Annotated in this window: 12 protein-coding genes; 2 read left to right on the top strand and 10 right to left on the bottom strand. The window is 49.6% G+C overall.

Annotated elements, in window-relative coordinates:
• Positions 1–18 precede the first annotated feature (18 nt).
• The 4 genes from B5066_RS04460 to B5066_RS04445 all read right to left on the bottom strand — a co-directional run bounded on the left by B5066_RS04460 (position 19) and on the right by B5066_RS04445 (position 4,279).
• Positions 19–846, bottom strand: a complete 828-nt coding sequence (locus B5066_RS04460; protein ID WP_079474745.1) for a carbohydrate ABC transporter permease — start codon at positions 844–846, stop codon at positions 19–21.
• Complete coding sequence (locus tag B5066_RS04455) at positions 846–1,685, bottom strand: carbohydrate ABC transporter permease (protein WP_425320078.1); 840 nt, start codon at positions 1,683–1,685, stop codon at positions 846–848. Before B5066_RS04455 ends, B5066_RS04460 begins: the two co-directional genes overlap by 1 nt.
• Before the next feature lie 154 nt (positions 1,686–1,839).
• Positions 1,840–3,168, bottom strand: a complete 1,329-nt coding sequence (locus B5066_RS04450) for an ABC transporter substrate-binding protein (RefSeq protein WP_079474744.1) — start codon at positions 3,166–3,168, stop codon at positions 1,840–1,842.
• A gap of 304 nt (positions 3,169–3,472) precedes the next feature.
• Complete coding sequence (locus tag B5066_RS04445; protein WP_079474743.1) at positions 3,473–4,279, bottom strand: histidinol-phosphatase; 807 nt, start codon at positions 4,277–4,279, stop codon at positions 3,473–3,475.
• A 250-nt stretch (positions 4,280–4,529) separates the two neighbouring features.
• Between B5066_RS04445 and nagE the strand changes: the two genes are divergently transcribed.
• A complete protein-coding gene (gene nagE, locus B5066_RS04440) occupies positions 4,530–5,912 on the top strand; it encodes an N-acetylglucosamine-specific PTS transporter subunit IIBC (protein ID WP_079475059.1) in 1,383 nt (460 codons plus the stop codon).
• An 86-nt stretch (positions 5,913–5,998) separates the two neighbouring features.
• Positions 5,999–6,727 (top strand): SIS domain-containing protein, encoded by a 729-nt coding sequence (locus B5066_RS04435; RefSeq protein WP_079474742.1) that lies wholly within the window; start codon positions 5,999–6,001, stop codon positions 6,725–6,727.
• Positions 6,728–6,739: 12 nt separating this feature from the next.
• On the opposite strand, the gene B5066_RS04430 is transcribed toward B5066_RS04435, so the two are convergent.
• From B5066_RS04430 to nagA, 6 genes are all read right to left on the bottom strand, one after another.
• Positions 6,740–8,104: an MATE family efflux transporter gene (locus B5066_RS04430; protein ID WP_079474741.1), complete on the bottom strand. Its 1,365-nt coding sequence runs from the start codon at positions 8,102–8,104 to the stop codon at positions 6,740–6,742.
• 94 nt (positions 8,105–8,198) lie between these two features.
• Complete coding sequence (locus B5066_RS04425) at positions 8,199–8,687, bottom strand: VOC family protein (protein WP_079474740.1); 489 nt, start codon at positions 8,685–8,687, stop codon at positions 8,199–8,201.
• 229 nt (positions 8,688–8,916) lie between these two features.
• Complete coding sequence (locus B5066_RS04420; protein WP_079474739.1) at positions 8,917–9,375, bottom strand: flavin reductase family protein; 459 nt, start codon at positions 9,373–9,375, stop codon at positions 8,917–8,919.
• 93 nt (positions 9,376–9,468) lie between these two features.
• Positions 9,469–10,197: a GntR family transcriptional regulator gene (locus B5066_RS04415; protein WP_079474738.1), complete on the bottom strand. Its 729-nt coding sequence runs from the start codon at positions 10,195–10,197 to the stop codon at positions 9,469–9,471.
• Between the two features lie 26 nt (positions 10,198–10,223).
• Positions 10,224–10,979 (bottom strand): glucosamine-6-phosphate deaminase, encoded by a 756-nt coding sequence (gene nagB, locus B5066_RS04410; RefSeq protein ID WP_079474737.1) that lies wholly within the window; start codon positions 10,977–10,979, stop codon positions 10,224–10,226.
• Positions 10,976–12,187: an N-acetylglucosamine-6-phosphate deacetylase gene (nagA, locus tag B5066_RS04405; protein WP_143745392.1), complete on the bottom strand. Its 1,212-nt coding sequence runs from the start codon at positions 12,185–12,187 to the stop codon at positions 10,976–10,978. The genes nagB and nagA overlap by 4 nt, the downstream gene beginning before the upstream one ends.
• Positions 12,188–12,244 lie beyond the last annotated feature (57 nt).

Genomic DNA, 12,244 nt, shown 5'->3' with positions numbered 1-12,244 from the left:
TTCTCCCCACTTTTTATTTTATTTGATCGATCCCTGTGCAAGGCCTTCGATAAAGAAGCGCTGCAGAAATAAGAACAACAGGGTCATCGGCAGCAGCGCCACAAGAGAAGCCGCGGCCACCAGATTCAGATTGGCGGAGTTTTCCCCAAAGAAGCTGTTTACTGCTACCGGCAGCGTCTGCACGCTCGCTTCCTGAAGGAAGAAAATCGCAAATTGGAAGTCGTTCCAGATGTAGACGCAGGCAATGATTAATACCGTAGCTGTAATAGGCTTAAGCAACGGAAACACGATCCGGAAGAAAATAGTCAGCGTATTTGCACCGTCAATTTTTGCCGCTTCTTCAAGCTCTTTCGGCACCGTAGAGCGAATAAACCCGGCATACAGAAAGATTGTCATTGAAAGAAATGCTGCAACGTTATTAAATATAGCCACGGCCCGCGTATTTAAAAGTCCCCAGTCCACGACCATCTGGTAAAGCGGCACGAGAACCGTCAGCGGCGGCACAATCATAATACCGATAAAAAACAAGTATACAAATTTGTTCAACTTCGTCTGCCTTCTCGCGAGCGGATAAGCAGCCAGCGAACCAGCAAGAATCAGGCAGGCCGCGGAGAAAAACGTAATGAAGCCTGAGTTAAACATCGCTGTCCCGAGTTGGGCCTGTTCCCAAGCCACCGTAAAGTTCTCAAAGCTCCATTCCTGCGGCAGGACCCACATAGAGCTAAAATCACCTAGTGCTTTGAGCGAAGTAGTAATCAAAATATAAAAGGGAACGATGTGCAAAAGACATATGAGCAGACACAATAGATTCAACCCTAAGCGCTGCTTCCCCGAAAAACGATTCATTATGCTTCTACCTCCTTGCGGCGCAGGTAAATGACCGAGGCCAGCGTAATAACGAGAATAATGATAACCATCAGCACGCCCTGCGTGGCTGCGTAGCCTGCATCCTGACGGTCAAAGTACAGCGAGTACATGAATGTCGACATGGACTGCGAGGCATCTCCCGGTCCGCCACCGGTTAAGGATACAATCACGTCAAACAGCTTTAACCCTCCGATAATATTTAGCACAACATTGATTGTAATCGCCGGCATTAACAGCGGAATCGTGATGTTTTTAAACTGCTGGAACAGGGAGGCTCCATCGATGCGAGCTGCTTCATAATATTCTTTGGATACGCTTTGCAGTCCGGCAATAAATACAATCATCGAAATGCCTACAAACTGGTATGTGTTTACCAGTACGATTAAAAACGGGTTCAGGCTGGGGTTATTCAGCCAGTTAATACGATCAAGTCCGAAAAGCATAACAACATCGTTTAACGCTCCGTTACTGTAAGCAAACATAAAGTACCAGATATACCCCATGATAAGCGGGCTGATAATAACCGGCATGTACACGATTGTTCTAGTAATGGCCCGCATTCTCAGGCTCTGCATGAGCAGCAGCGCATACAGCAGGCCTACCGTCATCTGTAAAAACGTGCTTCCGATACCGTAAAGCAGCGTATTGCGCACTACGAGCCACGTGGTGGGGTCGGTGAGCATCCGGGTATATTGTTCGAAGCCGACAAAGTTCCGTGTCTGCGAGAAACCGTCCCAGTCTGTAAACGAAATGCGCAGACCGTTAATAAACGGATAAACGATGAAGATAATAACAAAGGCAAGCGCCGGAACATACATAATCCAGAGCGAGGACTTTTTTGATTTTTTAATTTTGTTTTTCTTGGCGTTAGAGGCTGCCGATTCGTATTTTTCGGTTTTTTCCATCTTTTTCACTCCTATAAAAGGAAAAGGGCCTGCCCGGAAGTAAGCCCTTTCCATTCTATCCTCCTGGTTACTCTGCTTCTTCTTCGTCTACTTCCGGCTCTTCTGCTTCTTCAATGTCTTCGCCTTCTTCAACCCCAACTTCTTCACGGAGACGCTCGAATTCTGTAGCCATTTCATTGGACACCTGTTCAGGGGTCATTGAGCCGGCCAAAAGCTCTTCCCCAGTGCTTCCAATTACGTCCCACATACCGCTCGGCAGGTATTCCCGATCAAAGTACGGTTCAATTTCAATATCTTCATATTTGGCGTAGGAATCTTCATAGTAGCTCTCCGAATCTACGCTTTCGAGCGGTGACGGGAGGGCGGTAGCTTCAGCCATTGTCTTCGCATTTTCTTCTTCAGCCATAAAGGAGATGAACTCTTTCGCTTCTTCCTTCATGTCAGAATCATTCCAGACAGCCAGCGTATGGCGTTCGCCGCCGATCCAGCTCGGGTCGTCCCCTTCATGAATGGAAGGCACCGGTACCATTCCCACTTCCACCTCGGGGTTCAATTCTGTTACATCAGCTCCAAATGAACCACCGGCAAAGATGAAAGCAATCTGGTTTTGGGCCATGAGATTTACAGCCTGGGCACCGTTAGCGTTGACCGCGTCTTCGTTAACTAAACCTTCCTCGTGCATCGTCTGCAGCTGTTCCGGCAGGAATGTATAATTACTCCAGTCAAACGTACCTTCTTTCAATTCTTCTTCATAATTGTTTTCACCTTCAGCAGAGGTCAAAAGCGGCGTAGCCATCTGATCGAAATACTGGGCGATTGCTCCGGCGCCTTCCTGAGCCATAAACATCGGCGTCACTTCATCTCCAGCTTCTTTTTCGAGCTGTCTCATTGCTGCAAGCAGCTCGTCGTATGTTTCGGGCGCTTCAATGCCATGCTCGTCAAGAAGCGTTTTGTTGTAGCTGATACCATCAAGCGCTTCGTTAATCGGGTATGCATATAATTTTCCCTCTTCATCGGATAACAGCGAGCTCATGTTATCGTTTAAATCGCTGGCCCACTCTTCCTCGGAAAGATCTTCAGTATAATCACCGTACCGATTCTGTGCCCAGCCGTGGGTATCGAAAACGTCCGGCATTTCGTTAGACGCCATCTGTACACGAAGCTGACTTTCATAATCCGCTCCCGGCAGATTCACGTTCACCTGGATGCCGCTCTCTTCTTCAAAGTCGGCAACGAGTTCTTCAAACGTTTCTTTTTCCGATTCATTCGTTACAGAAGAATATAGTGTTAATGTTTCGCCAGAGTTTTCCCCTGAAGAGTCTCCCCCTCCGCCCCCGCATCCGCTCAATACTACCGCTGTAACGACAGGCATCGAAAGCAACAACCTTTTTTTCATAAAATAACATCCTTCCCTGAATTTTTATTTAGTAAATTTTTATTCGTTTTTATTAAGTTAACACATTGAGCAAACGCTTTCAATAAAAGTTTGAAAATTAATTTAATTATGTTTCGCTTCGTCTAATTCTATTGATAAATGCCTTTGTTTACTGAATTAACGGAGATATACCAAACTATTTTATCTTTCTCTGCTGTTAATAATGTAATCATTCACCATTAGATTTTAGTTATATTTTAGTAAATTTATTGATGAAAAAGCTGTATTCCTTCTTAAAAAGGCAATACAGCTAGCTTTTGTACACTTATAAATAAACATCCACCGGGCGTCTCTGCCGAAAAAATCTCCAGGAACGATAGCCAATCTGCTTCAAACGCTTTTGTACTTCTTCCAGGTCTTCCCCAATCCTTTCGGGTACATGGGCATCAGAACCAAAAGTTACGGGAACGCTGTAGTACAGGGCGCGTTCAAGCAGATCGTCCGACGGATACCAGCCCCCGCAGTATTTAGTTTTACCCGAGGTGTTAATCTCAATGGCCGTCCCTTCCTGCCCAATCACCCGGAGAGCTTCGTCCACCTTCGGAGTATCGATCTCTGCTGCGTAGGGAAAATAACCCTTCAGGGCATCAATATGGCCTAAAATATCAAACATTCCGCTTTTGGCAGAGAGCATAATCTGGCGGTAATACTCTTCCTTTACCTGACGGATATCTGCATCATCCATACCGTCCCATCTTGAAGTGTCGAAAATATTTATGCCGTTTACAAAATGGACCGAACCGATCACGTAATCCATCGGATAGTTGTCATACTGCAGACGATACGGCGTCTCCTGGTTCGGAAAATAATCGGATTCCACTCCGATCAGCACTTCAATATCATTTATGTATTTTTCTTTCAGCTGACGAATTTCTTCAATATAGACCGGAAATTCTCCTTTAGCCATCGTAATGCGGGGGTAAGGATGTTCTTCGCTACTTGCAAAGAACGGGGAATGGTCGGAAATACCGATCACGTCCAGCTTTTTCCGGATCGCTGCCTGGATATAATCCTCAATGGTTCCTTCTGCATGTCCGCAGCGATCATGATGGTTGTGAAGATCAAATTTCATTTTTCTCACCTTTCCTTTTTCTTTTTATCGTATCATGTCCGTCATAAAAATCTATTTTAAAAATGGTATAGACATCTATATATAATGTGTTACTATGTTTGTAAGCGTTAACTTATGGATGTTGTTAAATTCTTTAACAGAGTTTTTAAATTTTTAAGAAAATTGGTATAGACATCTATAACTAAAATAAGGTACATTTTCATCATACATTCTATTAAAGGGGGATCTACTTATGCTTGGAAACATTCAAATCATGGGCAAGTTCCAAAAGCTCGGACGTTCATTGATGCTTCCGATCGCAGTCCTGCCGGCTGCCGCTCTTATTCTGCGCTTCGGGCAGGAGGACCTGCTCGATATCGCCTTTGTCGCCAACGCCGGCCAGTTTATTTTTGACAATTTGGCACTGCTGTTTGCGGTTGGTCTCGCAATTGGTTTTTCCAGGGATGGCAGCGGTGCCGCCGCACTTGCGGGCGTTGTCGGTTATTTAATTTTAACTGGAGGATTAGAAGGCATAAATGAAGATATTGATATGGGAGTATTCGGCGGCGTAATCGCAGGTATTACAGCCGGACTATTATATAACCGCTTTTATAACATTCAGCTGCCGCAGTTCCTCGGCTTCTTCGGAGGCAGGCGGTTTGTGCCTATTATTACCGCCGTCACGATGCTCGTATTTGCGTTTATCTTCGGCTATGTGTGGCCGCCGATTCAAACCGGCATTGATCAGGTTACTGGGGTAATTACGGATACTGGCGCCGCTGGTGCAGGGCTGTACGGATTTTTAAACCGGCTTTTGATTCCGACCGGTCTGCACCATATCATCAATACGTTTATATGGTTTGATTTTGGTTCTTTCCAGGGCTACAACGGGGAAATTACCCGTTTCTTAAACGGCGACCCGGACGCTGGGGCCTATACAGCCGGATTTTTCCCGATTATGATGTTTGGCCTTCCGGGGGCGTGTCTCGCCATGATTCTGGCGGCAAAGCCGGAGCGTCGCAAAGAAGTTGCCGGTATGCTCGGCAGCCTGGCACTCACTTCTTTCCTGACCGGTATTACAGAGCCGATTGAATTTACATTTATGTTCCTTTCCCCGCTGCTTTACGTCGTGCATGCACTCATGACCGGACTTGCAATGGTGGTAACATTCCAGCTGGGAATATTAGACGCCTTTGGTTTTTCCGCTGGCTTTATAGACTACTTGCTCAACTTCGGCATTGCAACCAAGCCTGTGCTACTTCTCGGGGTAGGATTAGTATTCGGTGTTCTTTACTTCGTGGTTTTCTCAGTGCTGATTCGGCTGCTGAATATTAAAACACCGGGCCGCGAGGATGAAGAAACGGTCACCACAACTAATACGTTCAGCGGTGAGGGTAAATACGAATCGCTCGCTAAAAACTATGTGGCTGCTCTCGGGGGCTACTCCAATATCCAGTCGATTGATAACTGCGTAACGAGACTGCGGCTCCAGATGAACGATATGGACGAAGTTGACGAAGACCAACTGAAACAGAACGGAGCACGGGGTGTGGTGAAGGTAGATAAAACCAATCTGCAGGTCATTATTGGCACAGAGGTTGAATTTGTCGCCGACGCAATGCGTACCCAGGATCCTGACTCCACGGTGGAATAACAATTGCCCCCGTTTTAAAGGCGGGGGCTTTTTCTCTGCCAAAAAACAGGTATACTTTTACCCGTGCAGAAAGGATGATATGTACTATGATCGAAAAATATTTTTCCCAAATCCGCCAGCAGCTGAATGCTGTGGAAGAAAAAGAAAGCGGGCCGATGGAAGCATGCGCAGAAGCCATTGCCAAAACGCTTGAGCAGGACGGCCTTGTGCATTTGTTTGGATGCGGGCACTCCCACCTTCTTTCGCTCGAAGTCTACTACCGGGCCGGCGGGCTCGTGCCGATCCATCCCATTCTTCATGAACCGCTAATGCTCCATGAAGGAGCTGTCCGGTCCTCAGAGCTTGAGCGGACAAACGATTACGCCCAAACGTTTTTAGCAGACGAGCATATTCAGCCGGAGGACACTGTGATTGTTATCTCTACGTCGGGAAGAAATCCTGTTCCGGTTGACGTCGCCCTTCATGCCAAAAAAGCCGGCGCTAAGGTTGCCGGCCTGACATCGGTTGCTTATTCTTCGGCCCAGCCCTCCCGCCATAAGGATGGATTAAAGCTGATGCATGTGGTTGATATCGTTCTCGATAACCATGCCCCTTCCGGCGATGCCCTGCTTACGCATCCAGCACTCACTGCCCCCTTTGCTTCAAGCTCTACGGCGATAGGAACGGCTATGCTGCAGGCAATTATTGCCCGGGCCATTGAGATCACGACAGACCGCGGAAACATGCCCCCTATCTTTGCGAGTGGCAATGCTGATGGCGGGGACGACCAAAACGAACAGTGGCTGGAGAAGTACCGGGACCGGCTGGGGCTTTAACAGTAAGAAAGATTAAGAGAGGCTGTAAACTTTTTCCTTCCTTTTCACTACAATCTTTAACCGTACGAAAAAACCGATCGCGGCGCTTGTCAGTCCGACAGTAATACCGAGCCAGAGACCAAAAGGGCCAAGCGGCGTCGCAACAGCAAGCAAATAGCCGGCCGGCAGTCCGAGGGCCCAGTAGGATACAAGGGCGGTGAAAAAAGGCACCGTTACGTCTTTATAGCCCCGGAGCACACCCTGAAGCGAGGCCTGCGCAGCGTCTGAAATCTGATAGACAATCGCAAACAGGAAAAACTGAGCCGCCAGCTGCACTACTTCTCCATTGGCCGTGTAAATATAGGCAATCGGCTCGCGCAATAGAAATATTCCTATGGACGCCACGCCTAATATGCCCATGGCTGCCGTTACCCCGAGGCGCGTATACGCTTTGGCCCCCTCCAGGTAACCGCCGCCAACTTCAAAGGCAACCACTATCGTCAGCGCGATAGAGATGCTCAGGGGCACCATAAATACCAGGGACGTGAAGCTGAGCGCCACCTGGTGGGCAGCGACCGTCACAGTGCTGAACAGCGACGCCATCAGAAGGCTCACTGCCGAAAAAATACTTGATTCAAAAAACAGTGACATGCCCATCGGCACGCCGATCCGCAGCTGCTCTTTCCACGCCTGCCAGGAGGGCCTGTACCAATCTAAAAAGATGCGGAACCGTCTCATTGCCGGGATACGAAACGTCATTATAATGCTGAACGCAAAAATGATCCAGTAGGAAATTGCCGTGGCATAGCCCGCCCCGATGCCGCCAAGCTCCGGAAAACCAAATTTGCCAAAAATTAATACATAATTAAAAAATGCATTAAACGGAAGCGTACCAAGCATAATAACCATTGTAATCCGTGTATGCCCCTGGGCATCAAAAAAATTCCGGAGCACAATCGACAGGAAGAACGGAATAATTCCAAAAGCAAGGCCGATTAAATAATGAGCCGTAATCCGTTCGACGCCCGGGTCAAGTGACATAAAAGAAAGAGCCGGGCTTAAAGCCGCTGCTCCGAGCCCCATAACAAGCAACCCGAAAAGCACGCCCAGGTACAGCCCCTGCGTAATTGTGCCGGCGATTTTCCTTCCTTCCCCGGCTCCAAGCTGCTGCGAAACAATCGGGGTGATGGCGAGCAGGATGCCGTTCACCGCTGTAAACACCGGCATCCACAGGTTCGCCCCGATCGCAACGCCAGCCAGGTCGTCGGTGCCGGCCCGCCCGGACATGATCGTATCTATTAAATTCATGCCAAAATAGCTTAGCTGCGTAATCAGAATGGGCACTAAAATAACCATAAACAACCGCAGCTTTTCTTTAATTGTTTCTGCGTGATACATACTCTGCCTCCTGCTGACATTCCCGTCCGTGCTTACTCATCTGTATAGAATAACATTGATCAGCAGGAAAAAGCACTGCATTCACGCAGACAGCTTATGGGCTGTCCATGTTTCCGTAGGTTACTTCAGTGCTATGGGAATACAGCTCGATTATATTGCCGAATGGATCCTCCATATATACAAGCCGGTACGGTTTCCCCTCTCTTGGTGCCCATATCCGGCTTCGCTTTTTTCCTCCCTCCGCTTCTATGCGTGCCGCGGTTTCTTCAATGCCAGAGATGAGCAGACACAGATGAAAAAAACGTTGCTGCCACGGCGGGCCTTCCTTCAGTTCAGGCTTGGGATCAACAAACTCAAACAGCTCGAGACCTACCTGATTGCCTGTGGTCAGATGCGCGTTGCGCATCTCTTTTACTTCTTCACCGAGAAGATCCATCGTCATATTCGTGGAGGCGTCGTCCGTCCCCTCAGCTTTCGCCGTAAAAGGACCAGCCAGAAGCTCAAAATCCAGCACCCGTGTGTACCATTCGACAGCAGCGTCGATATCCGGAACGGTTAAACCGATGTGTGTAATACCAGTCATAGTCCCCCTCCTTCTTCATACAAAAGCCGTTCCCATTATGGGAACGGCTTAATCCTATATGGGTTAAAACCGATCTAGTATACCCGTCTGCGCCCACCGGTTCCATTCCGCTTTATTCAAGATTCACACCTCTCCTTTTGAAAGCGTTATCTTAAATATAATGTAGCACGGTCCTTCCCGGGAAAAAAGAGCCAGGGCATAAAAAACATCCGGCCAGAAGCCGGATGAATTATTCCATGTAGCGGTATTTGCCTTCAAAATAAACGAGCGGTGCTTCGTCCTGGACAGTCACATTCTCCACCGAACCGATAAACAGCGTATGGTCTCCGGCATCGGCTTCATTGTATTTCGTGCAGGCAAGCTGTGTGATGGCTCCTTCAATAACCGGACGGTCTTCAAACCGTTCAAAGTTCACCCCCGCGTCGTCCTCCGACTGGCGGGCAAAGTAGCGTGACACTGCTTCCTGGTTGTTGCCGAGGACGCTGATAGCGAACTGGTCTGTCTGCTGCATGTATTCGTGCATCGAGGCTGTTTTTGCGACAGAGATCAGGATCAGCTTCGGCTCGAGCGACACAGACATGAACGCATTCGCCGTCATGCCGTGGATTTCCCCTTCAAGCTCTGTTGTAAGCACCGTCACCCCGGTCGTAAATTTGCCCATTGCTGCTTTAAACAATCGATCATCCATTTTTGCGGCCTCCCTCATTATCGGCTAATCGTTATCCTGCGAGCATTTTAACGTAAATCAGCCAAGAAAACCAGGAAAGCCGCTCCCGGCCGGTCAGCCCTGCCGGGGCATATGAATACGGAATTTATACCGGTCTCCGCGATAAGAAGAGATAACGTGTTCAAACGGAGCCCCGTCCGCGGTATAGGTGGTCCGGGATATTAAAAGTACCGGCGCTCCCGGCACGATGCCGAGAAGCTCCGCTTCACGCTCTGAGGCAAGGGATGCCTCCAGGGACTGATCCGCAGAGCCGATGGTAATGCCGTACTCCTGTTCAAGCCGGTTATAAATAGATCCTGACGCCGCTTCCTCGCCGAGTCCTGGAAACATATCCGCGTTCAGGTAGGAATTTTCAAGCGCCATCGGCTTATGATCGGCAAGCCGCAACCGCTCCATCCGGTAAACGGACCTGCCCTCCAGCTGGAGCAGTCTCGCCGTTGCCGTATCTGCTTCTTCCATTTGAAACAGCTGCAGCTCGCTGCTTGCTTTCATGCCCCGGGCTTTCATATCCTCAGTAAAGCTCGTAAGTCCCTGAAGCGTCTGTTCAAGCTTAGGTTCAGCTACAAATGTGCCTTTCCCCTTTTCCCTTGTCAGAAGCTGTTCGCTTACAAGCTCTGTTACTGCCTGGCGGACGGTCATGCGGCTCACATCAAATTCCTCCGCGAAAATGCGCTCGGACGGGAGCATATAGCCCGGAGGCCATTCGCCGTTCTCAAGCTTTTCACGAATCATTTCCTGTATTTGATAATAAATTGGAAGCGGGGATTTTTTATTAATTTTCATTCACGGCGTCCTCCCGTTTTACATTTTCACCCGGTAAAGTGCCGCATCACCTCTGCGGATACGTCTGTCAGCGCCTCTTCATCGGCAATCACCGTTACGTTCGAATGCTTTTTCAGCACGGAGGCTGGAAAGCCCTCATCCACTTCTCCCTCCAGCAGGCGGAGAAGTGCTTCTTTTTTGCGCCTGCCAAATACGAGCAGCAGAATGGCACGGCTGTCTGTAATCGTTTCGATCCCCATGGTTACTGCCTGCTGTGGGACCTCTTCGATACTGGCAAAATACCTGGCGTTGGCTTCTCTCGTTGACGGCTTCAATTGTACCACATGTGTCCGGCTCGAAAAGGAAGTACCGGGTTCGTTAAACCCAATATGGCCATTTTCGCCAAGGCCGAGAAGCTGCATGTCAATGCCGCCGGCGTTCGCAATACGTTCTTCATACCGCGTGCATTCCTGCTCCAGGTCAGCTGCGCTGCCATCAGGCAGATGCACCTGCTCCGGCTTCAGCTGCAGTGGCTGAAAAACTTTGTGCTGCATGTACGTGTGGTAGCTCTGCGGATGGTCTTTTGGCATACCGGCATATTCATCGAGATTAAATGTAGTAATTCGGGAGAAATCTGCCTCCCCGTGATCGTAAATTTTTTTCAGCTGCTGATACGTACCCTCCGGGGTGCCGCCGGTGGCAAGACCGAGCACGCTGTCCGGCTGTTCCTGTACTTTTTCCGCGACCATCTCTGCTGCCCGTATGCTCAGTGCTTCTCTGTCAGTAACAGGAATAAGCTTCATGGCTGCACTCCTCCTTTCTGTTCGGCTGTAGCGGCGAGGCGCCCACGGCACCAAACTTTCTGCACATGCGCACTTTCATCCATCCAAACAATGTCGGCATCCTTGCCGGCCTCGATGCTCCCTTTTCGCTCCGCAATCCCTATTTCATGCGCGGCGTTCAAGGAGGTCATACGCACTGCTTCTTCGCGGCTGCAGCCTGTGAACGCCTGGATGTTACGAAAGCCTTTGTCCATGGCAAGCATGCTTCCGGCAATTGTTCCGTCCGGCAGATACGGCTTGTCTCCTGCCACCGTCACCTGCTGGCCGCCAAGATCGTACACTCCGTCCGGCAGGTTTTTGGCCCGCAGGGAATCGGTAATGACACAGAGACGATTGGCTCCTGCCGCCTGATAGGCAAGCTGCACCATGTCCGGGTGGCTGTGCACGCCGTCTGCGATAATTTCAATGGTAAGTGCGGGATTTAACAGAGCTGCCGCAGCGATGCCCGGCTCCCGGTGGTGCAGTCCGCTCATCCCATTGTACAAATGGGTGACGTGGGAAAGTCCTTTTTTCACCGCTTCGTCTACGAGCGCTTTAGAGGCGTTGGAATGCGCAGCGGAGGCGGTTACACCGATACGCTGCAGGTGCGCCGTCAGCGCGAAGCCCGGATCATGCTCCGGAGCCAGCGAAACGATCCGGACCGCATTTCCCGAAGCCTGGCGCCACCGTTCAAACAAATCAACAGAAGCCTTGACCATAAACTCGGCCGGCTGCGCACCAGCCTTAGAAGGCTCAAAAAACGGCCCTTCGATATGCACACCGGCAATTTCCGCCGTTCCGTCCCCCGGCGCCGACGCCCGGTATTCAGCCATCTTCTCCAGCGCCCGTGTGATGCTTTCGCTCTTCTGGGTAATCGTAGTTGGAAGAAACGCAGTCGTACCTTCAGCCGGCAGTGCCCGGGCCATTGTCTCCAGCGCCTCTGCCGTGCCGTCCATCGCGTCTGCTCCCTGGACGCCGTGAATATGCATATCAATCATCCCCGGTATAAAGAAGCCCCGGGAGCCATCTACCATGACCGCCCGAAGGCGTGTTTCTTCCGGCACGTTCTGCTTCAGGAGGTTCATGCTTCCTGTCCGGTGAATGGCCCTGCCGCGAATCCAGATAAACTGATTAGGCGACGTACGGTCCGCGTTTACAATTGTTGCTGAGTGTATAATAGTATCTTCCACTACGAGTCCCCTCCTTTTCTACATCGTACCAGTATAAAATATAGTTGTCTATACCAA

The organism is Marinococcus halophilus, from assembly GCF_900166605.1.
GTDB lineage: Bacteria > Bacillota > Bacilli > Bacillales > Marinococcaceae > Marinococcus > Marinococcus halophilus.
Note: the sequence above shows the minus strand (reverse complement) of the source record. Positions and strands in the feature narration are given on the sequence as shown.